Annotated in this window: 26 protein-coding genes and 1 tRNA gene; 16 read left to right on the forward strand and 11 right to left on the reverse strand. The window is 72.1% G+C overall.

The window, feature by feature from the left end; genetic code table 11:
• Window positions 1-46: 46 nt before the first annotated feature.
• Window positions 47-1258, reverse strand: coding sequence for a PucR family transcriptional regulator (locus tag P5G50_RS12630; RefSeq protein ID WP_301208515.1), 1212 nt, complete (start codon window positions 1256-1258; stop codon window positions 47-49).
• Window positions 1259-1284: 26 nt separating this feature from the next.
• Window positions 1285-4011: a pyruvate dehydrogenase (acetyl-transferring), homodimeric type gene (aceE, locus tag P5G50_RS12635; protein WP_301208514.1), complete on the reverse strand. Its 2727-nt coding sequence runs from the start codon at window positions 4009-4011 to the stop codon at window positions 1285-1287.
• A gap of 158 nt (window positions 4012-4169) precedes the next feature.
• Here aceE and P5G50_RS12640 point away from each other — a divergent pair, with 158 nt between their 5' ends.
• A complete protein-coding gene (locus tag P5G50_RS12640) occupies window positions 4170-4640 on the forward strand; it encodes a peroxiredoxin (RefSeq protein WP_301208513.1) in 471 nt (156 codons plus the stop codon).
• Between the two features lie 37 nt (window positions 4641-4677).
• Window positions 4678-4753 (forward strand) — tRNA-Val (locus P5G50_RS12645).
• Here the strand turns inward: P5G50_RS12645 and P5G50_RS12650 are convergent.
• Window positions 4710-5336 (reverse strand): TetR/AcrR family transcriptional regulator, encoded by a 627-nt coding sequence (locus P5G50_RS12650; RefSeq protein ID WP_301209391.1) that lies wholly within the window; start codon window positions 5334-5336, stop codon window positions 4710-4712. The genes P5G50_RS12645 and P5G50_RS12650 overlap by 44 nt on opposite strands.
• A gap of 99 nt (window positions 5337-5435) precedes the next feature.
• On the opposite strand from P5G50_RS12650, the gene P5G50_RS12655 reads away from it, so the two are divergent.
• The 5 genes from P5G50_RS12655 to P5G50_RS12675 all read left to right on the forward strand — a co-directional run bounded on the left by P5G50_RS12655 (window position 5436) and on the right by P5G50_RS12675 (window position 11617).
• On the forward strand, window positions 5436-6761 hold the full coding sequence (locus P5G50_RS12655; RefSeq protein ID WP_301208512.1) for an MFS transporter: 1326 nt from the start codon (window positions 5436-5438) through the stop codon (window positions 6759-6761).
• 23 nt (window positions 6762-6784) lie between these two features.
• Entirely contained in the window at window positions 6785-9064 is a 2280-nt protein-coding gene (locus P5G50_RS12660) for a glycoside hydrolase family 3 C-terminal domain-containing protein (protein ID WP_301208511.1), read from the forward strand.
• 99 nt (window positions 9065-9163) lie between these two features.
• Complete coding sequence (locus P5G50_RS12665; RefSeq protein ID WP_301208510.1) at window positions 9164-9916, forward strand: methyltransferase; 753 nt, start codon at window positions 9164-9166, stop codon at window positions 9914-9916.
• A 68-nt stretch (window positions 9917-9984) separates the two neighbouring features.
• Window positions 9985-11052: a zinc-ribbon domain-containing protein gene (locus P5G50_RS12670; protein WP_301208509.1), complete on the forward strand. Its 1068-nt coding sequence runs from the start codon at window positions 9985-9987 to the stop codon at window positions 11050-11052.
• 139 nt (window positions 11053-11191) lie between these two features.
• Complete coding sequence (locus P5G50_RS12675) at window positions 11192-11617, forward strand: VOC family protein (RefSeq protein ID WP_301208508.1); 426 nt, start codon at window positions 11192-11194, stop codon at window positions 11615-11617.
• Between the two features lie 41 nt (window positions 11618-11658).
• Here P5G50_RS12675 and P5G50_RS12680 read toward each other — a convergent pair whose 3' ends face one another.
• Window positions 11659-12372, reverse strand: a complete 714-nt coding sequence (locus tag P5G50_RS12680; RefSeq protein ID WP_301208507.1) for a M23 family metallopeptidase — start codon at window positions 12370-12372, stop codon at window positions 11659-11661.
• Window positions 12373-12547: 175 nt separating this feature from the next.
• Between P5G50_RS12680 and P5G50_RS12685 the strand changes: the two genes are divergently transcribed.
• Window positions 12548-13048, forward strand: a complete 501-nt coding sequence (locus P5G50_RS12685) for a universal stress protein (RefSeq protein ID WP_301208506.1) — start codon at window positions 12548-12550, stop codon at window positions 13046-13048.
• 39 nt (window positions 13049-13087) lie between these two features.
• Here P5G50_RS12685 and P5G50_RS12690 read toward each other — a convergent pair whose 3' ends face one another.
• Entirely contained in the window at window positions 13088-13312 is a 225-nt protein-coding gene (locus P5G50_RS12690) for a hypothetical protein (RefSeq protein WP_301208505.1), read from the reverse strand.
• Window positions 13313-13467: 155 nt separating this feature from the next.
• Here P5G50_RS12690 and P5G50_RS12695 point away from each other — a divergent pair, with 155 nt between their 5' ends.
• Entirely contained in the window at window positions 13468-14310 is an 843-nt protein-coding gene (locus P5G50_RS12695) for a class II glutamine amidotransferase (RefSeq protein ID WP_301208504.1), read from the forward strand.
• Window positions 14311-14316: 6 nt separating this feature from the next.
• Here the strand turns inward: P5G50_RS12695 and P5G50_RS12700 are convergent, their stop codons facing one another.
• Window positions 14317-14805 carry an FBP domain-containing protein gene (locus tag P5G50_RS12700; protein WP_301208503.1) on the reverse strand — a complete coding sequence of 163 codons (489 nt, stop codon included), beginning with the start codon at window positions 14803-14805 and terminating at the stop codon, window positions 14317-14319.
• A gap of 242 nt (window positions 14806-15047) precedes the next feature.
• On the reverse strand, window positions 15048-15509 hold the full coding sequence (locus tag P5G50_RS12705) for an iron chaperone (protein WP_301208502.1): 462 nt from the start codon (window positions 15507-15509) through the stop codon (window positions 15048-15050).
• A 118-nt stretch (window positions 15510-15627) separates the two neighbouring features.
• Here P5G50_RS12705 and P5G50_RS12710 point away from each other — a divergent pair, with 118 nt between their 5' ends.
• Both P5G50_RS12710 and P5G50_RS12715 read left to right on the forward strand, forming a co-directional pair.
• On the forward strand, window positions 15628-16920 hold the full coding sequence (locus P5G50_RS12710; protein ID WP_301208501.1) for an alpha-hydroxy-acid oxidizing protein: 1293 nt from the start codon (window positions 15628-15630) through the stop codon (window positions 16918-16920).
• A gap of 50 nt (window positions 16921-16970) precedes the next feature.
• Complete coding sequence (locus P5G50_RS12715) at window positions 16971-17096, forward strand: hypothetical protein (RefSeq protein WP_301208500.1); 126 nt, start codon at window positions 16971-16973, stop codon at window positions 17094-17096.
• Here P5G50_RS12715 and P5G50_RS12720 read toward each other — a convergent pair.
• The 3 genes from P5G50_RS12720 to P5G50_RS12730 all read right to left on the reverse strand — a co-directional run bounded on the left by P5G50_RS12720 (window position 17093) and on the right by P5G50_RS12730 (window position 18849).
• Window positions 17093-17821: a phosphatase PAP2 family protein gene (locus tag P5G50_RS12720; RefSeq protein ID WP_301208499.1), complete on the reverse strand. Its 729-nt coding sequence runs from the start codon at window positions 17819-17821 to the stop codon at window positions 17093-17095. The genes P5G50_RS12715 and P5G50_RS12720 overlap by 4 nt on opposite strands.
• Before the next feature lie 141 nt (window positions 17822-17962).
• Window positions 17963-18427, reverse strand: a complete 465-nt coding sequence (locus tag P5G50_RS12725) for an SRPBCC family protein (protein ID WP_301208498.1) — start codon at window positions 18425-18427, stop codon at window positions 17963-17965.
• 89 nt (window positions 18428-18516) lie between these two features.
• On the reverse strand, window positions 18517-18849 hold the full coding sequence (locus tag P5G50_RS12730; protein WP_301208497.1) for a DUF7882 family protein: 333 nt from the start codon (window positions 18847-18849) through the stop codon (window positions 18517-18519).
• Window positions 18850-18925: 76 nt separating this feature from the next.
• On the opposite strand from P5G50_RS12730, the gene P5G50_RS12735 reads away from it, so the two are divergent.
• Entirely contained in the window at window positions 18926-20164 is a 1239-nt protein-coding gene (locus P5G50_RS12735) for an APC family permease (protein ID WP_301208496.1), read from the forward strand.
• Window positions 20165-20176: 12 nt separating this feature from the next.
• Here P5G50_RS12735 and P5G50_RS12740 read toward each other — a convergent pair whose 3' ends face one another.
• Window positions 20177-20980 carry an MBL fold metallo-hydrolase gene (locus P5G50_RS12740; protein ID WP_301208495.1) on the reverse strand — a complete coding sequence of 268 codons (804 nt, stop codon included), beginning with the start codon at window positions 20978-20980 and terminating at the stop codon, window positions 20177-20179.
• Between the two features lie 184 nt (window positions 20981-21164).
• Here P5G50_RS12740 and P5G50_RS12745 point away from each other — a divergent pair, with 184 nt between their 5' ends.
• The 4 genes from P5G50_RS12745 to P5G50_RS12760 are packed head-to-tail and all read left to right on the forward strand — an operon-like array spanning window position 21165 to window position 24565.
• Window positions 21165-21764 (forward strand): dihydrofolate reductase family protein, encoded by a 600-nt coding sequence (locus P5G50_RS12745; RefSeq protein WP_301208494.1) that lies wholly within the window; start codon window positions 21165-21167, stop codon window positions 21762-21764.
• Window positions 21765-21797: 33 nt separating this feature from the next.
• Window positions 21798-22142, forward strand: coding sequence for a YciI family protein (locus tag P5G50_RS12750; RefSeq protein WP_301208493.1), 345 nt, complete (start codon window positions 21798-21800; stop codon window positions 22140-22142).
• A complete protein-coding gene (locus P5G50_RS12755) occupies window positions 22139-23413 on the forward strand; it encodes an RNA polymerase sigma factor (protein WP_435870883.1) in 1275 nt (424 codons plus the stop codon). The genes P5G50_RS12750 and P5G50_RS12755 overlap by 4 nt, the downstream gene beginning before the upstream one ends.
• 33 nt (window positions 23414-23446) lie before the next feature.
• Window positions 23447-24565, forward strand: coding sequence for an epoxide hydrolase family protein (locus P5G50_RS12760; protein ID WP_301208492.1), 1119 nt, complete (start codon window positions 23447-23449; stop codon window positions 24563-24565).
• Window positions 24566-24618: the final 53 nt, after the last annotated feature.

Genomic DNA, 24618 nt, shown 5'->3' on the forward strand with positions numbered 1-24618 from the left:
TCATACGAAGTTGTGTCGGGAATGACTGTGGAGGTCTACAAGCGGGTCAGCCCCGCCGCTGCGGCTCCGGCTCGCTGATCGAGCCGACGATCAGCGCCGCCTGGAGGATCAGCGCCTCCCGCGCACCGGTGGCGTCCCAGCCGATCACCTCGGAGACGCGCTTCAGCCGGTAGCGCACCGTGTTCGGGTGCACGAACAGCTCGCGGGCCGTTGCCTCCAGCGACCGGCCGTTGTCGAGGTAGCACCAGAGCGTCGTGAGCAGCTCGGTGGAGTAGGCCTGCAGGGGGCGGTAGATCCGGCTGATCAGGGTGGCGCGTGCCAGCCCGTCGCCCGCGAGCGCCCGCTCGGGGAGCAGGTCGTCGGCGTGCACCGGCCGCGGGCAGTTGCGCCACGCCTTCGCGACGGCGAAGCCGGCGAGGGCGGCCTTCGCGCTCTTGGAGGCGTCGACCAGGCTCGGCACCTCGTGGCCGAGCACGAGGTGCCCCGAGCCGAAGCCGGGCTCCAGCTGCTGCGCGATCTCCATGAAGCTGACGACGGGGGCGGCCCCGATGGCCTCCTCCGGAGGATCCGCGCTGGGGAACGCGCGCCCGATCACGAGCACGAGCCGGCTGCCCTGGACGCCGATCAGCACGTCCGCCGACATGTGCCGCGCCGTGCGGCGCAGTTGGTCGACGTCGAGGAGCTTCGGCGCGGTGCCGACGAGCACGCTGACCTCGCCGTGGCCGTGCCAGCCGAGCGCGGCGATCCGGCTCGGCAGCTCGTCGTCGTACTCGCCGGTGAGGATGCTGTCGACGACCAGCGCCTCCAGCCGGGCGTCCCACAGGCCGCGGGCCTCGGCGGCGCGCGCATACACGTCGGCCGCGGCGAACGCGATCTCGCGGGAGTACAGCAGGATGGCCTCCCGCAGCTGCTCGCCGCCGCCGGCCTTCACGCGCTCCTCGACCACCTCGACGGTGATCTTGATGAGCTGCAGGGTCTGCTGCAGGCTGACGCTGCGGAGCAGCTCGCGCGGAGCCGCCCCGAACACGTCGGCCGCGATCCACGGCGTCGACCGCGGGTCGTCGAACCACGAGATGAACGACGAGATGCCCGCCTGCGCGACCAGCCCGACGGCGCTCCGCCGGCCCGGCGGCATGTCGCGGTACCAGGGGAGCGTGTCCTCGAGCTTCTTCAGCGTCGTCGTGGCGAGCTCGCCGGAGATCTTCCGCAGCCAGGCGAGAGTCTCCGCCTTGCTGCGGCCCGCCGTCGAGCTCGCCACGCGTCCGCTGCCTGTGCCGGTCGTCGTCAGGACTCGCCGCCCGCGGTGCCGGTGGTGCCGGCGTTCACGTCGTGCAGCAGGTACTTCTCGATCGCCCACGCGGGAGCGTTCGGGTCGACCTGGCCGCGCGCCGCGAGCAGCTCCAGCGTCCGGACCACCATCGACGGGCCGTCGATCTTGAAGAAGCGGCGGGCCGCCGGGCGGGTGTCCGAGAAGCCGAAGCCGTCGGCGCCGAGCGTCGCGTACTCGCCGGGGACGAACTGCCGGATCTGGTCCGGGATCGCGTGGGCGTAGTCCGTGACGGCGACGAACGGGCCGTCGGCGCCCTCGAGCTTGCGGGTCACGTACGGGACCTGCTTCTCCTGCTGCGGGTAGAGGAAGTTGTGCTCTTCGGCCGCGAGGCCGTCCTTGCGCAGCTCGCCCCACGAGGTGACGCTCCACACGTCGGCGGAGACGCCCCAGTCCTGCTCGAGCAGGTGCTGCGCCTCCAGGGCCCACGGCACCGAGACGCCAGAGGCGAGCAGCTGGGCCTTGGGGCCCTGCACCTCTGAGCCGCGGAGCTTGTAGATGCCGCGGACGATGCCGTCCACATCCACGCCCTCCGGCTCGGCCGGCTGCACGATCGGCTCGTTGTACACCGTGAGGTAGTACATGACGTTCGGGTCAGGGTGGTTGCCGCCGTACATGCGCTCGAGGCCGGCGCGCACGATGTGGCCGATCTCGTAGCCGTACGCAGGGTCGTACGAGACGACCGCCGGGTTGGTCGACGCGAGCAGCGGCGAGTGGCCGTCGGCGTGCTGCAGGCCCTCGCCGGTCAGCGTAGTGCGGCCGGCGGTCGCACCGATCAGGAAGCCGCGCGCCATCTGGTCGCCGGCCGCCCACAGGGCGTCGCCCGTGCGCTGGAAGCCGAACATCGAGTAGAAGACGTAGACCGGGATGAGCGGCTCGCCCTGCGTCGAGTACGACGTGCCCACGTTGGTGAACGCCGCGAGGGCGCCCGCCTCGTTGATGCCGACGTGGATGATCTGGCCCTGCGGGCTCTCCTTGTAGGCCAGGAGCAGCTCGCGGTCGACCGACGTGTAGTTCTGGCCGTTCGGGTTGTAGATCTTCGCGTTCGGGAAGAACGCGTCCATGCCGAAGGTGCGGGCCTCGTCCGGGATGATCGGGACGATGCGGTGGCCGAAGTCCTTCGAGCGCAGCAGGTCCTTGAGCAGGCGGACGAACGCCATGGTCGTGGCGACCTCCTGCGTGCCGGAGCCGCGCTTGGAGATGGCGTACGCCGAGTCGTCCGGGAGGTTCAGCTGCGTGTACTTCGCGCGGCGCTCCGGCACGTAGCCGCCGAGCGCGCGGCGGCGGTCGTGCAGGTACTGGATCGTCTCGTCCTCGGCGCCGGGGTTGTAGTACGGCGGGAGGTACGGGTTCTCCTCGAGCTGCGCGTCCGTGATCGGCACGCGCATCGCGTCGCGGAACGCCTTGAGGTTGTCGAGCGTCATCTTCTTCATCTGGTGGGTCGCGTTGCGGCCCTCGAAGCTCGGACCGAGGCCGTAGCCCTTGATGGTCTTCGCGATGATGACGGTCGGCTGGCCCTTGTGCTCCATGGCCGCCTTGAACGCCGCGTACACCTTGCGGTAGTCGTGGCCGCCGCGCTTGAGGCCCCAGACCTGCTCGTCGGTGTAGTCCTTGACGAGCTCGAGGGTGCGCGGGTCGCGACCGAAGAAGTTCTCGCGCACGAAGGCGCCGCTCTCGGTCTTGTAGGTCTGGTAGTCGCCGTCGGGCGTCTGGTTCATGAGGTTGACCAGCGCGCCGTCGGTGTCGCGGGCGAGCAGGTCGTCCCACTCGCGGCCCCAGATGACCTTGATGACGTTCCAGCCGGCGCCGCGGAAGTAGCTCTCCAGCTCCTGGATGATCTTGCCGTTGCCGCGCACCGGGCCGTCGAGGCGCTGCAGGTTCGCGTTGATGACGAAGGTCAGGTTGTCGAGCTTCTCGTTCGCCGCCACCTGGAGCTGGCCGCGCGACTCCACCTCGTCCATCTCGCCGTCGCCGAGGAACGCCCAGACGTGCTGGTCGGAGGCGTCCTTGATGCCGCGGTTGGTGAGGTACTTGTTGAGCTGCGCCTGGTAGATCGCGTTGATCGGGCCGAGACCCATCGACACGGTCGGGAACTGCCAGAACTCCGGCATGAGCCGCGGGTGCGGGTACGACGACAGGCCGCCGCCGGCGTGCGACTTCTCCTGGCGGAAGCCGTCGAGCTGGTCGGCGCTCAGCCGGCCCTCGAGGAACGCGCGGGCGTAGGGCCCGGGGGAGGCGTGGCCCTGGAAGAAGACCTGGTCGCCGCCGCCGGGGTGGTCCTGGCCGCGGAAGAAGTGGTTGAAGCCGACCTCGTACAGCGTCGCGCTGGACGCGTAGCTCGACAGGTGGCCGCCGACGGCGATGCCGGGGCGCTGCGCGCGGTGCACCATGACGGCCGCGTTCCAGCGGATCCAGGCGCGGTACCGGCGCTCGATCTCCTCGTCGCCGGGGAACTCCGGCTCGTTCTCGGGGGAGATGGTGTTGATGTAGTCCGTGGTGGGGACCATCGGGACGCCGAGGTGAAGGTCCTTGGAACGCTTCAGCAGGCTCAGCATGATCTCACGAGCGCGCTCGTGGCCCTGGGCGGCAACCAGTGCGTCGAGGGATTCCCGCCACTCGGCGGTCTCCTCGGGGTCCGAGTCAGTGTTATTCACCGAGTACGGGTCCTGGTCGTTTACAGTCACCCTCGACCTCTTTCTTGTGTCGGATGGATCGTGGACGGCGTCATAGGCTGTCGGGTCACGACAACGAGTGCGCACCATCCTTCAGCCTAGCCTCAGTCGGAGGGCGTCGTTGACCGCGCGGTTGGCACCCGGCGCGGCCCGGTCTAAGCTGTCTCCTCGTGGCTCTCGAGAACGACACCCAGGCACCCGACTTCGAGCTCGTCGACCAGCACGGCCGGTCGGTGCGGCTGAGCGACTACCGCGGCAGCAAGGCGGTCGCGCTCGTCTTCTTCCCGCTCGCCTTCTCGGGCACGTGCACGGGGGAGCTGTGCGCGCTCCGCGACAACCTCGCCCTGTTCGAGGACCACCGCGTCGAGCTGCTCGCCATCTCCGTCGACTCCAAGTACACGCTGCGCGCGTGGGCCGAGCAGGAGGGCTACGACTTCCCGCTGCTCGCCGACTTCTGGCCGCACGGCGAGATCGCCAAGGAGTACGGCGTCTTCCTGCCAGAGAAGGGCTTCGCGAACCGCGCCACCTTCGTGATCGACGAGCGCGGCATCATCCGCGCCTCCTTCATCACCGCCCCCGGCGAGGCCCGCTCGATCGAGTCGTACCGCGCCGCACTGGAGCTGCTGCCCGCGCACGTCTGACGCTCGGTCGCCCGGCCGCTAGGCTGGGGCCGCACCAGGGCCTTTAGCTCAGCTGGTAGAGCGCCACGTTTACACCGTGGATGTCGTCGGTTCGATCCCGGCAGGGCCCACCATTCCCAGCAGCGTGAAGGCGGCGTCGACGGTCGCGGCCATGTCGACCGTCGGGTCCTGCAGCCACTGCAGCTGCATGCCGTCGGAGACCGCCTGCACCAGCCGGGCGAGCGTCTCGGGGTCGACCACGGGGGAGACGCGACCCGCCTCCTGCTCTCCGGCGAGGGCCTGCGTGAACATGTCGCGCAGAGCGGCGCTCCGCTCGACGAAGTAGTCGTGAGCCGGATGGGAGGGGTCGCCCGCCTCCACCGCCAGACGAGAGAAGAGCTGCACGAGCCCGGGTACCTGAGCGTTGTGCCGCACGATCCCGACGAAGCCCTCGCGCACAGCCGGTAGCGACTCGGTGCCCGTCACCTCCCCGAACCGCCGCGAGTCCACCTCGTCACGCTTGCGCAGGATGGCCGTGAACAGCTCGTCCTTGCTGTCGAAGTAGTGCAGCAGGCCGGCCTGCGACAGACCCACCGCGTCGGCCAGCTCCTTGACGGAGGCCCCGTGCCAGCCCTCGCGCGCGATCACGTCGAGCGCGGCCTCCAGGATCTCCTCCCGCTTCGCCACACCCTTCGCGTACGCGCCTCGTCGTGCCATGCCCCGAGCATAAACCCGAACGACGCTTGCTTTTGGAAAACCGAGTGACGTATGGTTTTCCCACCATTCATGGTGGATGGTGAGAGGACCCCCACGACAATGACGTCAGACACCTCCGTGCCGACCGGCGAGACCCTGCCGGAACCCGGGCCCACCGCACCCGTCACGACCAACACCTTCGTCGGCACCGCCTCCGGCAACGACGATCCGCCCGCGCCCATCAAGGGCCTGCGGCGGCTGATGGTGTGGATCATCCCCGCCAACCTCGGCATCTACCTGATCTGGGGAGCGCTGCCCGGCATCCTGCTCCCGCAGCAGATCACGGTGCTGTTCGGCCAGAAGGACCAGGTCGCCAACCTCGCCATCGTCGCCACCATCGGCGCCTTCGCGGCGATGATCGCGCAGCCGATCGCCGGGCAGATCTCCGACCGGACCCGGTCGCGCTTCGGCCGGCGCGCGCCGTGGATCATCATCGGCTCGCTGGCGGGCGGCCTTTCGCTGATCGGGCTCGCCTTCGCGAACTCGTTGGTCGGCGTCATCATCGCGTGGACGCTCGTCCAGATCAGCTACAACTTCGCGCAGGGTCCGCTGACGGCGGTCATGCCCGATCGCGTGCCGCTCAAGCGCCGCGGCACCTTCGCCGCCCTGTCCGGCATCGGCCTGATGGTCGGCGCGCTCGGCGGCTCCATCATCGGCTCGCTGTTCTTCAACAGCGTCGCGGTCGGCTACGTCTTCTTCGCCGTGTTCTCCGTCGTCGTGCTCAGCCTGTTCGTCCTCGTCAACCCGGACTACTCGAGCGCCCGCATCGAGCGCGAGCCGTTCACCCTAGTGGAGTTCCTCAAGACGTTCTGGGTGAACCCGGTCGCGCATCCCGACTTCTTCTGGGCATTCACCGGCCGGCTGCTGCTCTACACCGGCTACTTCGCCGTCACGGGCTACCAGCTCTTCCTGCTCTCCAACTACTTCAAGGTCGCCCACCCGGAGCAGATCATCCCGCTGCTCGGGATGCTGAGCCTCGTCGGCATCATCGTCTCCACCGTCATCGCCGGGCCGCTCTCCGACAAGGTGGGCCGGCGCAAGCCCTTCGTCTTCGCCTCCGCCGCCGTGGTCAGCCTGGCCTTCCTGCTGCCGTGGATGTGGCAGGACGTGACCGCCTGGATCATCATGACCGTCATCGCGGGCTTCGGCTTCGGCATGTTCCAGGCGGTGGACACCGCGCTGATGAGCGAGGTGCTCCCGTCGGCCAAGTCGTTCGCGAAGGACCTCGGCGTCGTGAACATCGCGGCCACCCTCCCGCAGACGCTCGCCCCCGGCGTCGCGGGCGCCATCATCCTCGCCTTCGGGTACTCCGCGCTCTTCCCGATCGCGATCGTCCTCGGCATCCTGGGGGCGCTGGCCGTGTGGCCGATCAAGGCGACCCGCTGACCATCACCATCGAAAGGAACCCCATGACCGACACCACGACCGGCGCGCGCGCCGATCTGACCGGCCTGACCGTCGAGGAGAAGGCGGCGCTGACCAGCGGCGAGAGCTTCTGGCGCACCAAGGCCGTCGGCGACATCCCCTCCGTCATGCTGACCGACGGGCCGCACGGCCTGCGCAAGCAGCGGGAGGGCGGCGACCACCTCGGGATCGGCGACAGCGTCCCGGCCACCTGCTTCCCGCCGGCGGTGGCCCTCGGCTCCTCGTGGGACGCGGAGCTCGCCGAGCGGGTCGGCACCGCCCTGGGCGTCGAGTCGTCCATCGAGGACGTCGCGGTCATCCTCGGCCCCGGCATCAACATCAAGCGCTCCCCGCTGTGCGGCCGCAACTTCGAGTACCTCAGCGAGGACCCGATCGTCTCGGGCGTGCTCGGCGCCGGGATCGTGCGCGGCATCCAGTCGCAGGGCGTCGGCGCATCGCTCAAGCACTTCGCGGCGAACAACCAGGAGGACGACCGGATGCGGTCCTCGTCCGACGTGGACCCGCGTCCGCTCCGCGAGATCTACCTGCGCGGCTTCCAGCGCGTGGTCGAGGACGCCCAGCCGCACACGGTGATGTGCTCGTACAACCGCATCAACGGCGTGTTCGCCTCCGAGAACCCCTGGCTGCTGACGGACGTGCTGCGCGGCGAGTGGGGCTTCGAGGGGCTCGTGGTCTCGGACTGGGGAGCGGTGAACGACCGCGTCGCCGCGCTGCGCGCGGGGCTCGACCTCGAGATGCCCAGCTCCGGCGGCATCACGGACGCGCAGGTCGTCGCGGCGGTGCGGGACGGCAGCCTCGACGAGGCGGTGCTCGACGCGTCGGCGCAGCGCAACGCCGACCTCGCCGTCCGCTGGGCGGCGACCGAGCGGGTGGAGGGTCCGCTCGACGTCGACGCGCACCACGCGCTCGCCCGCGAGGCGGCCTCCCGCTCCATCGTGCTGCTCAAGAACGACGCGGTCGACGGCGCCCCGCTGCTCCCGCTGCGCGACGACCAGTCCCTCGCGGTCATCGGCGCGTTCGCCGAGAAGCCGCGCTACCAGGGCGCCGGCTCGTCGATGATCCACCCGACCCGCCTGGACGACGCGCTCACCTCGATCCGCGCCGTCGCTCCGCAGGCCGCGTACGCCCCCGGCTTCTCGCTCGCGATCGACGCGAGCGAGGAGGAGACGCGACGGCTGCGCGAGGAGGCGGTCGCCGCCGCGGCCGGCGCGACGGTCGCGGTCGTGTTCGCCGGGCTCCCGGCGCGGCTGGAGTCGGAGGGGTACGACCGGGAGGACATCGACCTCCCGGCCGACCAGCTCGCCCTCATCGACGCTGTCGTCGCGGTCAACCCGCGCACGGTGGTCGTGCTGTCGAACGGCGGCGTGGTCGCCCTCCCGTTCGCGCAGTCGGTGCCGGCGATCGTGGAGGCGTGGCTGCTCGGTCAGGCCGGCGGCTCCGCCACGGCGGACGTGCTGTTCGGCGCCGTCTCGCCGTCGGGCAAGCTCACGGAGACCGTCCCGCTGCGGCTGGAGGACACCCCTGCGTTCCTCAACTTCCCGGGAGAGGAGGGACACGTCCGCTACGGCGAGGGCCTCTTCGTCGGCTACCGCTGGTACGACGCCCGCCGGATGGAGGTCGCGTTCCCGTTCGGCCACGGCCTCTCGTACACGACCTTCGGCTACGGGGAGGCGACGGCTGCGCCCAGGGCGGACGGCGGCATCGAGGTCCGCGTGACCGTCACCAACACCGGGGACCGCGCGGGCCGCGAGGTCGTGCAGATCTACGCGTCGCTGCCCGGCTCCCGGGTGCAGCGCGCGCCGCGCGAGCTGAAGGGCTTCGCGTCGGTGGAGCTGGCGCCGGGGGAGTCGCGAGAGGTCGCGATCACGGTCCGCCGCGAGGACCTCGCGTACTGGGACGTGCGCGCCGACCGCTGGATCGTGGAGGGCGGCGAGTACGTCGTCGAGGTCGGCGCATCCAGCCGCGACCTCCGCACGTCGGCGACGGTCGCGGTGGCGGGCGACGAGGTCCGCCTCCCGCTCACGCGCGAGTCGTCGCTCGCCGAGGTCATGGCGCATCCGGTGGCGGGGCCGATGGTCCAGCAGGCGCTGGCCGGGATGTCGCAGATGCTCGAGGGGGCGTCGGCGATCATGCCCGAGGGCGTGTCGATGGACAAGATGATGGGCTCGTTCCCGATCGGCCGCATCGGCATGATGGCCGGCGGACAGGTCAGCCCCGAGATGATCGACGGTCTGCTCGCCGCGGCGAACGCGCCGCAGCAGTAGCGCCTCCACGGGGCGCGACATGCCGTCACAGCACCCGCGTGACGGCGTGTCGGGACCCTCGCGTTCCGGCGGGGTGGGCCGTGGGGCTAGCGTGGCCGCATGCCCGACGGCCCTTACCGCTGGTTCGTCTACGCCGAGCTCGCCCTCGCCGCGGTGACCTTCGTCGCCCTCCAGTTCGTGGTCGCGCCGTACGGCGGGCGGCACGGACGGACGGGCTGGGGGCCGACCGTGCCCTCCCGCGTCGGCTGGGTGGTGATGGAGGCGCCGGCCTCCCTGCTGTTCCTGGCCTTCTACCTGCTGGGGGAGCACCGCGGCGAACTCGTGCCGCTGCTGCTCCTGCTGCTGTGGCAGGCCCACTACGTACAGCGCGCCTTCGTGTACCCGTTCCTCATGCGGTCGGGGTCGCGGATGCCGGTGCTGGTGATGGTGCTGGCCATCGGCTTCAACCTCCTCAACGCCTGGGTCAACGCGCGCTGGGTCTCGCAGTACGGCGACTACCCGGTCGGCTGGCTCGCCGATCCGCGGTTCTGGGTCGGCGTGGCGCTGTTCGCTGGCGGGTACGTGCTGAACGTGTCGTCGGATCGGAGGCTGCGGAGGCTGCGCCGGCAGGGCGACGGCTACCGCATCCCGCGCGGGGGCGGGTTCCGGTTCGTGTCGAGCCCGAACTACCTCGGCGAGATGATCGAGTGGACGGGCTGGGCCGTGGCGACCTGGTCGCTCGCCGGAGCCGCCTTCGCGCTGTACACGATCGCGAACCTGGCGCCGCGCGCGATGGCCAATCACCGCTGGTACCGCGAGACGTTCGACGACTATCCCGCCGACCGGAAGGCGCTGGTGCCGTTCGTGCTGTAGCCGCCTCGACCCCGCGATGTCGGTGGTCGCGTCTAGCGTCGGCCGGAGCAGGTGAGGAGGTGGAGGCGGTGCCCGAGAGCGTCGAGCAGTGGTGGGCGCGCCGCCAGTGGTCGAAGGGCGTGGCCGTCCCGTACGCGATCGGCACCTACCGGAGCGACTGGGAACGGTACCCGACGCTGATCCGGCAGTACCATCCCGACCTCAACCACGGCATCGTGCTCAGCCAGGTGCCGCCCGCCGCCGACGTGTACCTGCTGTGGGAGTGCGACGCGGGCCACCGCTTCATCGCGACGCCCGAGGAGCAGCGGTCCCGCCCCGGCGGCACGCGCCGACGCTCTGTGTGGTGCCCGCGCTGCACCGAGCTGGCCGTGCCGAAGCGCATCCACCTGCCGCAGCCCGACGCGGGCGTGCACATCTGCGGCCACGAGCGCGACCCGCGGAGGATCGAGGCCGACCCCGGCGACGACCGCTGCTACCTGTGCCGGCGGCTCGACCGCACCGAGCTCACCCGCGAGCAGCTCGTCAGCATGGCCGCGCCCGGCTCCCGCGTCGCGCTGTCGGCGGAGAACGGCACGGCGGCGACGTATTCGTGGCAGTGCCCCGCCGGGCACCCGGTGTACCGGGCGACGGTCGAGCGCATCCTCGGCGGCCGGCGCTGCCCCACCTGCCGCCACGCCCGCGGGGGAGCGGACGCGGTCGCTCCCGGCGAGGCGTTCGTCAGCCGCTGGGCCCCTGCGCCCGCTTCCGCGGCCGAGCCCGAGCTCAAGCGCCTGCTGGCGGAGCGGCTCGACGTCGACCTCGGACGCAACGCGGTGCGGACGGCGCGGCCGTTCCACTCGCACCTCGAGGTGTGGCCCGACATCCTCATCCCCGAGCTGCGGGTCGCCGTCGAGTACGACACGACCGGCCGGCACGGTCTCGAGCACGTCGGGCCGCGGGAGGCGTCCGACCGCGCCAAGGACCGGCTGCTGCGCGCCGTCGGCTGGGAGGTCGTGCGGGTCCGCTGCGGCAAGCTCCAGCCGATCGGTCCGCACGACCTGGTCGCCGGCGGGGTGACGGCCACGCTGGCGCAGCGGATCGTGGACCGGCTCGGCGAGATCCGGGGGGAGCTGTTCGTGGCGGCGTACCTGCGCTGAGCACCCCACTCGTGCGTGAGCACCCCACTCGTGCGTGAGCGCCCCACTCGTGCGTGACCACCCCACTCGTGCGTGTCGGGGCCGCTGGGTACTCTGGGCCGCGTACGGCTCGATCGGACCTCACGAAGGAGAACGCGTCATGCCCACGATCCTCAACCCCTACCTCAACTTCCGCGGCCAGGCGCGGGAGGCGATGGACTTCTACCAGTCGGTGTTCGGCGGCACGGTGCAGCGCAGCACGTTCGCCGACTTCCAGATGAGCGAGGACCCGTCGGAGGCCGACCAGATCATGCACTCGCAGCTCACCACCGACACCGGCTTCACGCTCATGGCCGCCGATGTGCCCGCGCGGATGGACCTCAACGAGGGCTCGTCCATCTCCATCTCGCTGAGCGGCGACGACGAGGCGCAGCTCACCGGCTTCTACGACCGGCTGGTCGACGGCGGCACCGTGATCGAACCGCTGGCGAAGGCGCCGTGGGGCGACAGCTTCGGGATGCTGGTGGACCGGTTCGGCGTGCAGTGGCTGGTGAACATCGCCGGGAGCCCGGCGCAGCCCGCCTGACCCCGCAGCCCGCCTGACCCCGTGGGCCGGGGGCGGCGCGCTCAGGCCGCGCCGTGCGCGCTCAGCCAGGCCAGCGGCTCGATGGCGGCGCCGTTGCCCGGGCGGACCTCGAAGTGGAGGTGCGCTCCCGTCGAGACGCCCGTGTTGCCGACGGCGGCGATCGCCTGACCCGCGGTGACGGCCTGCCCGGGGGAGACGAGGACCGAGCCGACCGCGAGGTGGCAGTACACGGTGGTGACGTTCTCGCCCTGCAGGTCGTGGTCGATCCGCAGGGACACGCCGCAGCCGCCGTCGTCGGAGAGGACCGCCTCGCGGACCACGCCGGCGGCGGCCGCGTGCACGGGCACGCCGGCGCCCGGCGCGAAGTCGACACCCTGGTGGTTGGTCGAGGCGCCCGCCGTCGGGGCGCTGCGCGCGCCGAACCCGTCGCTGATCGTCGCGCCGGCACCGACCGGCCAGAGCACGGCCGGAGGCGGGGGCGGCGGCGGCGTGTAGGTCGCCGTCAGGCCGTCGCGGCTGACGGCGCTCAGCTCGACGTCGGAGGCGACGGCCAGCGTCTGCGGCGAGCGCCCGTCCACGAGCGCGACGGGCGCGACGCCGGTGGACGCATGGTTCGGCGTCGCGGGCGAGGCAGCCGTCGATGCGGCCGCGGTCGCGGCCGGCGGCGCGGCATGGACCGGCGGCACGAGTGCGGTGACGGAGGCTCCGATGAGGAGTGCGGACAGGGAGATGTTGCGTGCAGTGGCAGAGATCACGAAGAAGAGGGGGGGGGGGGATCGGGTGCGGGGGGAGGATGCCCACGATGTCGGGTGCGGGCGGATGCCGACGGGAAGCGGCGTTACTCCAGTCTGACATTTCACCCTGGCCGCTCCCTGGGCGGAGCCGCAAAGAACCCTGGTGCCGTCGCTGCCGAGCCCGCACAATGAGCCCATGGACCAGCCTGCCGAACCGTCCGGGCCCGTGCTGGTGGGCGTCTGCCCCGGCCAGCCCCTCCCGGTGGTGCAGGAGGCCGCACGGCTCGCCGCGGCGCTCGACCGCCCCCTCCTCTGCGCGTACGTCACCGCCGACAGCTACCTGACGGAGTGGGACCGCGCGGCCCTGCGCGACGACGCCTCCCTGCATCCGGGCCCGCTCGACGAGGAGGACGGCCAGCACGCCCTGCACCTGGCGCGCGCCATCGACGAGGTCGCGGCCGGCGCCGGAGCGGCGTGGACGTTGCGCGTGCTCGGCGGCGACCCTCCGCACGCCCTGATGCGCCTCGCGGACGAGGCCGACGCGCGGCTCGTCGTGGTCGGCACCCGTCGCCGCGGCCCCGGTCACGCCGTCGAGAGCTGGCTCGCCGGCTCGGTCGGGACCCGGATCGCGCACGACCAGACCCGCCCGGTCGTCGTCGTGCCGGTGCTGGGCTACCGGGGACCGACGCTCACCTGAACGGGCGCAGGCTGCGCCTTCCCGCTCAGTGCTGCCGGCTCAATGCCGCAGCTCGCGCAGCGCCGCGTCGAAGTCGCGGTAGTAGGTGCGGCGGCCCGGCCGGCCGATCTCGGTGACCTCGAACATGCTGTCGAGCGCTCGGATGAACCCTCGCACCGGCGGCTCGCCGAGGGACATCACCGCGGTGTCGGAGATGCGCCACTCGCGCTCGGAGATCTCCAGCACCTCCAGCCCCAGCCGGACGAACCGCGTGCGCGTCTTCATGCCACCGATGCAACAGCACGGAGCGGGGGCGCGGGAAGGGGTTGACGGGCCCCGCCCGCCGTGATGACCGCCTCCTCCCTCCGCCCGCGATCACCCATTCCCGCGAGGGGCACCCGGCCGCTATGGTCGAGCCGACTCGAACCGGGAGGTGTCGCATGTGCCGTTGGCTCGCGTATTCGGGGGAGCCCCTGAAGCCCGCCGTCCTCATCCTGGACGCCCAGCACTCGCTGGTCGCCCAGTCGCTCAACTCCCCGCTCGGCGTGGAGACGGTCAACGGCGACGGCTTCGGCTTCGGCTGGTACCCGGAGGGGTCCGCGGCCGGGAGCGTGCCCGCGCTGTTCCACAGCATCGAGCCTGCGTGGCACGACGAGAACCTCCGCGAGCTGACGAACAACATCGCCAGCCCGCTGTTCTTCGGCCACGTGCGCGCGGCCGCCGGGCCGCCCATCCAGCAGACGAACTGCCATCCGTTCCGGTACGAGAACTGGCTGTTCATGCACAACGGCTTCCTCGACGGCTTCTCGCTGATGAAGCGCGACCTCGTGCTCGCGGTCGACGAGTCGCTGTTCCCGCTGATCCACGGCACGACCGACTCCGAGGTGATGTTCTACCTCGCGATCACGTTCGGCCTGGCGGACGACCCGATCGGCGCCATGGCCAAGACCGTGCAGTTCATCGAGCAGACGGGGGAGGCGAAGGGAGTGCACTTCCCGATGCAGGGCACGCTCGCGCTGTCGGACGGCGCGACGCTGTGGGCCTTCCGCTACTCCACCGCGCACCGCACGCGGAGCCTGTTCCACTCGGTGGAGATCCCGGCACTCCGCGAGATGTACCCCGATGCCGAGCGGCTGCAGGTGTTCGGCGACAAGGCGAAGGTCGTGGTCTCGGAGCCGCTCAACGACGTCCCCGGCGCCTTCGTGGAGGTGCCGGAGTCGACGGTCGCGATCCTCACCGACGACGGGTACAGCCACCAGCCGTTCGGCACGCCGGCCGACTGAGCGGGCTCAGCCTCCCTCGACCACCCGGCGGGCGAAGGTCGTGACCCGGTCGCGAAGCACGTCGATGCGCTGCTGCCGGGCCGCCTCCACGTCGAAGCCGAGGTAGGCGACCGGCGGTCGCTTGCGCACGTTGGCCGAGCACTCGAACCCGGCGCAGACCAGGGTGCCGAGCGTGTTGCCGTCACGGCCGGCCTTCCCGGCGCGTTTGGCGATGAAGAAGACGACCTCGTTGGGCAGGTGCACGTCCTCGCACCAGGAGCACTGCGGGCGGGCCCGCACGCCGCCGTCGGCCTGGCGCAGCATGATGCCGACCGGCCGGTCGTCGACGATCGTGACGACGTAGCCGACGGTGGGCAGCTTGCGGTCGCGCCAGCCGAGATAGTCGAGGGCGTTCCAGTCGACGGCGTCGAGGTCGGGCATCGCGATGGCGGCGCGCTCGCGCTGGGAGGTGTTGACGAAGGAGGCGCGCAGCTGCGCCTCGGTGAGGGTGAGCATGATCGTTGCCTGTCCGCTCCGCGCCCGCGGAGCCGTTGAGATGAGCACTGGGTGTGAACGATCGCGCCGCGGACCACCGGCCCGGACGGGCGTGCGGCGGAGGGGCGCGCGGTATCGCAGGCCCGGCCATACGGGCCGGGCGGGGGCAGTGCTATCTCACGCCGGCGCGTGACGCGCCGACGACCTCCAGACGCCCGACGGGCAGCGAGGGAGGGAGGGTGGACATGACAGCCAGTATAGGCTCAGCCGGCGGCGCGCTTCACGAGCGCGATCACCGCCTCCTCGTCGGCCGGCGCCAGCGCGGTGATCGCGTACGCGACGGGCCACATCGCGCCGTCATCCAACTGCGCGGCGTCGTTGAAGCCGAGGGTCGAGTAGCGGGCCTTGAACTTGGAGGCCGGCTGGAAGAACATGACCACCTTGCCGCCGAGGGCGTAGGCGGGCATGCCGTACCAGGTGCGCGGCTCCAGCTGCGGGGCGTGCTCGGCGACGATCGCGTGGATGCGCTCGGCCGCAGCGCGCTCCGCGCCGGTCAGCTCCGCGATCTTCTCCTGGACGTCGCGCTCGCCCTCCTCGCGGGTGTCCTTCTTGGTGCTGCGGCGGCGCGTGGCGGTCTTCAGCTCCTTCGACCGCTCCTTCATGGCGGCGCGCTCCTCCTCGGTGAAGGTCTCGCGCTCCGCGGGCTGCTCGGTGGTCGGGGTCATCGTCGTCTCCTCCGGTTCGGCGTGTGCCCCCAGTCTGGCGGAGGGGATGCGGTCGTGGCTTCTCCGAAACCGCTCGACCGTGCCGGAGTCGCGGCGTTCACGGGTGGAGGATGGCGGCATGACGTCGAGCCCAGGTCGCGAAGCCCAGTCCGAGGTCTACCGGGCGGGTGTGGCCGGCAGGCGGCCGCGCGTCCCGGTGTCCGGGGCCGCGCTGGAGCACGCCGCGCGGCAGCGGATGAGCCGCGCGGGGTTCGCGTACATCGCCGGCTCCGCCGGGCTCGAGCGCACCGCCGACGCCAACGCCGAGGCGTTCCGGCGCCACCGCATCGTGCCGCGGGTGCTGCGGGACGTCAGCAGCCGTGATCTCTCCGTCGAGCTGTTCGGCGTCCGCCGGCCGACCCCGCTGCTGCTCGCGCCGATCGGGGTGCTGGAGCTGGCCCGGCGCGGCGGCGACGCAGCCGCGGCCAGGGCGGCGGCAGCGCTCGGCATACCGGCGGTCCTGTCGAACCAGGCCTCGGAGCCGATGGAGGCGGTGGCCGCCGCGATGGACGCGGTGACGCCCGGCGCCTCCCGCTGGTTCCAGCTGTACTGGAGCTCGTCGCGCGAGCTGGTGGCGAGTCTCGTGGAGCGGGCGGAGGCCGCCGGCTGCGAGGCGATCGTCGTCACCCTCGACACGCATCTGCTGGGCTGGCGGCCGCGCGACCTCGGTCTCGGCTACCTGCCGTTCAGTCATGGGCTGGGTATCGCGCAGTACACGAGCGACCCCGTGTTCCAGGGGCTCGTGCGGGAGCGGGTCGCACGCTCGCGGGCGAGCGGGGAGACGCGCGCTCGCACCTCGCCGACGCCCGCGGCGGTGGCGGCGTTCGCGAGCATCCTCCGGCACCATCCCGGCGCGTTGCGTGCGAAGCTGCGGTCGGGCGAGCCCCTGGCCGCGGTGGAGACCTTCCTCGATGTCTTCGCCGATCCGTCGCTGACCTGGGACGACCTCGCCTTCCTGCGCGAGCGCACCCGCCTCCCCATCGTGCTGAAGGGCGTGCTGCACCCCGACGACGCCCGCCGCGCGCTGGACGCCGGCATCGACGGTGTGCAGGTCTCCAACCACGGCGGCCGGCAGATCGACGGGGAGGTCGCGGCGCTGGACGCCCTCCCCGCGGTGGCGGAGGCGGTCGCGGGTCGCGTGCCGGTGCTGTTCGACAGCGGGGTGCGCGGGGGCGCGGACGTGCTGATCGCCCTGGCGCTGGGCGCGACCGCCGTCGCGATCGGTCGTCCGTACGCCTACGCGCTGGCGGTCGCCGGGGAGGCCGGCGTCCGCGAGCTGCTGCGCAACACCATCGCGGAGCTCGACATCACCCTGGGCCTCACCGGGTTGCGCAGCGTGGCGGAGGTGGACGCCTCCGTACTCGGGGCGTAGTGTCGCGCGGCGGCCGACGTGGCCGCACTGATCGACGGAAGAGGAAGCCCATGAGCGACCGCGACGACAGCAAGCGCCCCGACCCCGACGACCTGCCCGACGGCACCGGCACCACGTCGGAGGACCCGGACGACGGTAAGGACACGGTCTCGGGCGGCGGCGCGGACGACCGCTAGAGACGTGCCTCGGGGTCCGGTCCGAGCGGCCGGGCCCCGGCGAGCCGCGGAAGCAGCCTCCCTGCGAACCGGTTCCAGAGGCCGCAGAAGACGATCGCGGCCGTGAGGGCGACGAGAACCGAGCCGATCACGTCTGTGAGGTAGTGGGCGCTCACGTACAGCCGGGAGGCCGCCATGACCGCCACCGCGAGCGTTCCTGCGACCGCTGCCGCCCGCTCCCAGCGCCCGCCACGGGCCAGCACCCAGCAGGCGATGGCGTAGGCGGCGACGAACGCGGTGTGCCCGCTCGGGAAGCTGTCGTGCCCGGCCTCGGCGAGCAGCGGGTGGTCCAGGAGGGCGGCGTCCGGACGCGGCTCGCCGACGAGCACCTTGAACACCTCGGGGGAGAGCCAGCCGGCCGCCGTGATGCCGCCGAAGGCCAGGGCATCCATCGGCGCCCGGCGGACGAGCAGCAGCCAGGTGCACGAGACGGCGAGGATGACCGCTGCGCCGACCGGCGAGAACACCGTGGAGAGCACCACTCCCACGATGTTCAGCAGCGTGTGCTGGTGGTCGGTCAGCTCCTCGTCGAGCGCGAGCTCGGTCCCGAGGACGCCGGGGAGCAGCTTCACCGCGAACCCGAGGGTCAGCACCGCCAACGCGCCGAGCGCGCTCAGCAGCACCCAGTGCCGCGGCTGCGGGAGCCGCCGGACGGTGCCCGTGGCGAGCGTGTTCCGTGGTGCCATGCCGTGCGCGCCTCCTGCGTCGATCCGACCGGGTCGATCCGGACGGGTGGATCCGGACGGGTCGTCCGGACGGTCGTTCCGACGCTACCGGCGGGCGCATGCGGGGGCGCCGGGAGAACGGCCGGTTGTCTGCTGAAGCGCTCAGCCTTCGTGCCGTGCGGTGGGGCTGGCGGGCGGTGCCGCCTCCACATGCGCCTTCAGCGCCGCCATCGTGCGGCGGCTCTCGGCGGCCGCCATGCGCACGAGCACCGGTTGCACGGCGCGCAGGACACCGTGCGTGGTCAGCTCGCCGATGCGGGTGACGCGCGTCAGCTCCGTCGTGCCGTCGTCGGCGACGTCATACTCGATCACCGCGTCGAGCGCGCCGGACGGCTTGCGCTGGTGGAAGCGGAGCTCGTGGTCGGGCGTGTCCGCGATCAGGGAGCCCGGCATCCTGCCCAGCATGGTGGAGTCCTGATATGTCGGATCCGCCCCCGCCTTCGTGGTGGTGCCGCGGTACACCAGCGAGTGCCGGAGCCAGGTGGGGTAGGTGCCGAGGTCGCGGAGGGCCGCGTAGATCGCGTGCGGGGACGCCGCGATGTCGATGGTGTTCACGATGCGTCTCATGGCGCCGGTCTACACCCGGCGTGCGGCCTCCGCACCAACGGGTCGTCCGCCTGAGCGGACTCGCAGACGGAGGCCCTCGGCGCCTCCGTTCAGAGCAGCTTCTCGTGCGTATGCCCGGGCGCCGGCTCCCCGTCCTCGTCGGTGACGAGCAGCCCCGACGAGCTGGAGGCGGAGGAGAGCAGCCGTTCGACCCAGTCGCGGTCGAGCTTGGGCGGCCGCGAGCCCTCGTACCGGAAGCGCAGCGGGATGCTGACGTCCATCCACACCGTGCTGCGGCCGTTGCCGCCGTCGGAGGACTCCCGCCAGCTCAGTGCGAACGACTCGCGGCGGCGCAGCTTGCTGATGATGGCGACCTCGATGTGCGCCAGGACGCGATCCTCGAAGTCGATGCGGGTCGTGCTGTCGTACATCAGGTAGCCCACGGTCGCTCCTCTCCGTCCGACACCGTACTCCCGGCTCCGCCACCGGCACGTCATCCCGCACCGGTAGGGTTCGCTCGTGGAGACGCGTCTGGCCCGCCGGTTGACCCTCGGCGACGCCGTCGTCATCGGCCTCGGCTCGATGATCGGCGCCGGCGTCTTCAGCGCCTTCACGCCCGCCGCCGCGGCCGCGGGCGCCGGTCTGCTCGTCGGGCTGGCGATCGCGGGGTTCATCGCCTTCTGCAACGCGACGTCCTCCGCACAGCTCGCCGCGCAGTATCCGACCTCTGGCGGCACCTACATCTACGGCCGGGAGCGGCTGGGCGAGTGGTGGGGCTTCTTCGCAGGGTGGTCCTTCGTGGTCGGCAAGACCGCGAGCTCCGCCGCGATGGCGCTCACCTTCGCCACCTACCTCGTGCCGGACGCGGTGGTGAAGCCGGTCGCGGTGGCGGCCGTCGTCGCCCTCACCGTCGTGAACACGCTCGGCGTCACGCGCACGGCGCTGCTGACGCGCATCCTCGTCGCGATCTCCCTCATCGCCCTCACGGTCGTGGTGGTGATCGGGCTGACGAACAGCACGCCGTCCGCCGCGGTCGCCGGGCCGCCGCTCACGGTCTCCGGCATGCTGCAGGCCTCCGGGTTCCTGTTCTTCGCCTTCGCCGGGTACGCCAGGGTGGCGACGATGGGGGAGGAGGTGGTGCGCCCCGCGCGGACGATCCCGCGCGCGATCGTCATCGCCCTGGGCATCGTGCTCGTCGTCTACGCGCTGGTGGCCGTCGCCGCGCTGCACGCCATCGGACCGGCCGGGCTCGCCGCGTCGCGGGCGCCGCTGGCCGAGGTCGCGGCCTCGGCCGGCATCCCCGGGCCCGGGTTCGTGGTCCAGCTCGGCGCGGCGGCGGCCGCGCTCGGCGCCCTGCTCGCGATGATCGCCGGCATCGGCCGGACCGGTCTCGCCATGGCCAGGCACGGCGACCTGCCGGTCTGGTTCTCGGCCGTGCACCCCCGGTTCCGAGTGCCCTACCGCGCCGAGCTCGCACTCGGGGCGGTCGTCTGCCTCCTCATCGTCATCACCGACCTGCGGGGCGCGATCGGCTTCTCCTCGTTCGGGGTCCTGCTCTACTACTTCGTCGCCAACGTGTCGGCGTTGACGCAGAAGAAGGACCATCGACGCTACCCGCGCATCCTCGCCGTCGCGGGCGCGGTCGGCTGCGTCGTGCTTGTCGCCGCGCTCCCGCTCCCGTCGATCGTGGCGGGGGTGGCCGTGGTGGCGGCGGGCGTGCTCTACCGGGCGGTCCGGCTCGTGGTCGCGCGCGGGTGACGACGCCGTCCGCTAGTCGCGCTGCGCCAGCCGCTGCACCTGCCATTCGTTGACGGCCGGCAGCCAGTCGACCGGCGCATCCGGGCCGATGCGGGGGTCGTCGGGCGTCTCGCCCGCGGCGAGCGCTCGCACGTACGCGCGGTCGAGGTCCAGCCGCTCACGCAGGGCGCGGGCGTCGCCGACGTTCCCGTGGCCGGGGACGACGACCTCCACCCCGCCGGCGATCGAGTCGAACAGGTCGAGCGCCGCGCTGTAGTCGCCGAGCGGGTCGTCGGCGCTGAGGTCGAGGAACGGCATCAGGAGGTCCGAGAGCATGTCGCCGGCGATCAGGACTCGCGCCTCCGGCAGCAGCAGCGCCGCGTGACCCGCCGCGTGACCGCGGTGCTCGAGCACCCGAGCCTCCGGGCCGTCCCAGGGGAGGCGGTCGGCGCCGTCCGGCAGCGCGGTGATCGCGCCCAGCCCCTCGACCGGGATCTCATCGGCGTACTCGGGCGGCAGGAAGGGGACGAGCTGCGAGCGCCAGTCCGGCTGGGCGAGGAACGCGGCCATCGTCTCCGCCCCCAGCGCCGTGCCGTACCGCGGCGCGTCGCCGAGGTCGGGATGCCACAGCACGTGGTCCCAGTCGGGATGGGTCGAGAAGCCCGCCACGACCGGCCTGGAGCGCTCGCGGAGGTCGTGCGCGAGGTCGGCGAGCTCGTCCGCGGTGATCCCGGGGTCGACGAGCAGCACGCCGTGCGCGCCCTCGACGACGACCGTGTTGCTCCGGATGAATGCGCTCTGGTGCACGTGAACGCCGTCGGCCACCTGATGCAGCATCCGCCGCCTCCTCTTCCCCCGCGCCTCGTCGGCTGCGTTGACGCGACCGTAGCGGGCGGCGCCGGTGAGGACAAGAGGACGGTGGAGAACACGAGAGATGTATACCTGTTGTCGAAATCGACCGACCGGCTTCGTAGCAGGAGTGAGACCGCCCGCAGGGGGCGGCGCGACAGGAGGATCACCCATGAGCACCACGCTGACAGTCGACTTCTTCTGCACCCTCGACGGCTACGGCTCCGCGAACGGCTGGCCGGGCTACTGGGGCAAGGAGGGGCCGGAGATCCGGGAGGACCGCGTGCGCACGCTGGAGGAGGACCAGGTGCTCGTGTTCGGCGCCACCACCTTCCGGCTGTTCCGGGAGTTCGTGACCGCGTTCGACGAGCCGTACTACGACCGCATGAACGCGCTGCCGAAGATCGTCTTCTCGCGCACGCTCGAGGAGCCGCTCGGCTGGGCGAACTCGACCGTGCTCCGCGAGGACGCCGTGACGGCGATCGACCGGCTCAAGCGCACCACCGATGTGCCGCTGCGCTCGCACGGCAGCATCGCGCTGAACCGCGCGCTGCTGGCAGCGGGACTGGTCGACCGGCTGGAGGTGACCGTGTTCCCGGCGATCACCGGACGCGCCGGCTACGCCGCGCTCTTCCACGACGGCGCCGAGTTCGACCTCGATCTGCTCGACACGACCGTGCTCGACGGCCGCACGGTGAAGCTCGTCTACGCCCCGCACCTCCACGAGGCCGTGCCGGAGGGCGCCGGCCCGCGGCCCCGGGCATCGCGCTAGGCCGGCGACGGCAGGGGAGAGGAGAATCCGATCATGCAGTACCTCGTCAACGTCATCGACAACCGCAGCGAGTCCGGGACGGAGGAGGAGGCGGTCGCGATCGACGCCTTCAACGACCGGCTCCGCGCGGGCGGCCACTGGGTGTTCGCGGCCGGGCTCGCCGACCCGTCCGTCTCGACCGTCATCGACAACCGCGGCGACGCCCCGCTGATCACCGACGGGCCCTTCGTCGAGACCAAGGAGTGGGCGGCCGGCTTCTGGATCATCGAGGCGCCGGACCTCGACGTCGCGCTGCGGCTGATGGTCGACGGCTCGAAGGCGTGCAACCGGCGGCTGGAGGTGCGGCCGCTGCTGGCGGAGCCGGCACCGCGCTCGTGACGGGCGCACGCGCGACCGGCGCCCGCGACGCACAGACCCACGCCGCCTTGGCGCGCGCTCACCGCGAGGAGTGGGCCCGGGTGGTCGCAACGCTCGCCAAGCGCTTCGGCAGCCTCGATGTCGCCGAGGAGGCGGCGGCCGAGGCGTTCGCGACCGCCTCCGCCCGCTGGCCCGCCGACGGCGTGCCGCCGAACCCGGGCGCCTGGCTCACCACCACGGCGACCCGCACCGCCATCGACCGCTTCCGCCGCGAGAGCATCCGCGACGCCCGGCACAGGGAGGCCATGCTCGTGCACGGCGCAGACCCCGAACCGCTCGGCGCGATCGACGACGACCGGCTGCGGCTGATCTTCATCTGCTGCCACCCCGCGCTCGGGATGGAGGCCAGGGTCGCCCTGACCCTGCGGATGGTCGGCGGTCTGAGCGTGCCGGAGATCGCCCGCGCCTTCCTCGTGCAGGACACGACCATGGGCGCCCGCATCACTCGCGCCAAGGCGAAGATCGCCGCGGCCGGCATCCCGTACCGCATGCCGGACGCCGCGGACCTCCCGGCGCGCGTCGACGGCGTGCTCGCGGTGCTGTACCTGATCTTCAACGAGGGCTACCTCCCCGGAGCGACGGGAGCGACGACGGCGACGACGGCGACGTCGCCGATGCGCGAGGAGCTCACCGGCGAGGCGATCCGGCTCACCCGGCTGGTGCATGCCCTCCTCCCGGCCGACGGCGAGGTCGCGGGCCTCCTCGCGCTCATGCTGCTGACCGAGGCGCGCCGTGCCGCGCGCGTGTCGGGGGCGGGGGAGCTGGTGCCGCTGGGGGAGCAGGACCGCACCCGCTGGGACCGCGCCATGATCGCCGAGGGCCACGCGATCGTCCGCGCGCGGCTCGACGCGGGTGAGCCTCCCGGCCGTTACCAGCTCCTCGCCGCCGTCAACGCCGTGCACACCGACGGCGCCGCGACGGACTGGGCGCAGGTGGTCGCGCTGTACGACCAGCTCACGCGGCTCGACGGCTCGCCGATCGTGCGGCTCAACCGCGCGTTCGCGGTGGGGGAGCGGGACGGCCCGGCGACCGGGCTCGCGCTCGTCGACGACCTGGCGCCCCCGCTCGACGGCTACCACGCCTTCCACGCTGCCCGTGCGGAGCTGTTGCGGCAGCTCGGGCGCACCGAGGAGGCGGCCGCGGCCTACGACGCCGCCCTCGCGCTCGCGGGGAACCCGGCCGAGCTGGCGTACCTGCGGCGGAGGCGGGAGGAGTGCGGGCGGGAGGCGTGACAGCGGTATGCACCCGGCATTACGGTGCACGGGATGACGCCAACACCGTTCCGCCTCCATGTGCCCGACGCCGTACTCACCGAGCTGCGCGAGCGTTTAGAGCACACCCGTTATGTACAGAGCATCGGCGGCGCCCGCGGGCCTTCGCCTGCCCGTCCGGCCGGGCTGGGCGGTGACCGCCTCCGGGCGCTGGTCGACCGCTGGCTGGCGTTCGACTGGCGGGGCGAGGAGGCGCGGCTCGCCGGCTACGAGCAGTACACGGCGGAGGTGCGCGGCCACCGCCTCCACTTCGTCCGGGTACGGCCGGAGCGCCCGGCGGCGGTCACCGTACCGCTCCTGCTGCTGCACGGGTGGCCCAGCGCCTTCACCGAGTACCTGCCGCTCGCGGACGCGCTGGCGGAGCGCGCGACGGACGACCTCGCCTTCGACATCGTGGTGCCGTCCCTTCCCGGCTTCGTGTTCTCCGAGCTGCCCGCCGAGCCGCTGACGCGCCGCGCGATCGGGGAGGACCTGCACGCCCTCATGACCGTAGCGCTCGGCTTCGAGCGCTACGCCGCGTTCGGCGGAGACATCGGCGGGGGAGCGGCCACCTGGCTCGGCGCGCTGCACCCGGAGGCCATCATCGGCCTCCAGCTGATCCATCCGCCGTTCCCGGACGACGAACCGCAGAGCGACGAGGAGCGCGTGTTCCTCGAGGCGTTGGAGGCGTACGACGAGTCGGACAGCGGCTACAGCGAGATCATGGGCACGCGGCCCGACACCATCGCCGCGGCCCTCGCGGACTCGCCGGCGGGCCTGCTGGCGTGGATCGCCGACAAGTGGGACGACTGGGCCGACGGCGGCCTGGCCGCGGTCGACGAGGCCGAGCTGTTCCGCGTCGCGACGCTGTACTGGGTGACGGGCACGATCGGCACGTCGTTCCAGCAGTACTTCGACTGGCCGTTGAACGAGCGACGGCCGCCGATCACCGCACCCGTCGGCGTGCTCCTCAGCAAGGAGCCGTTCCTGCGGGACTACCCGCGCTCGCTGGTCGAGCGCGCCGTCGCCGACCTCCGCTCGTTCGAGGTGCCGGAGACCGGCGGGCACTTCCTGGGCGCGGAGCAGCCGGCGGCGACGGCGGAGGCGATCCGGCGGTTCTTCGGGGCGTTGTGAGCGGAGTGCCGACCCATCGGGCCGGACGACGAGGAAGGGCGCAGGGAGAGTCC

It is taken from the genome of Leifsonia williamsii (assembly GCF_030433685.1).
Classification (GTDB): domain Bacteria; phylum Actinomycetota; class Actinomycetes; order Actinomycetales; family Microbacteriaceae; genus Leifsonia; species Leifsonia williamsii.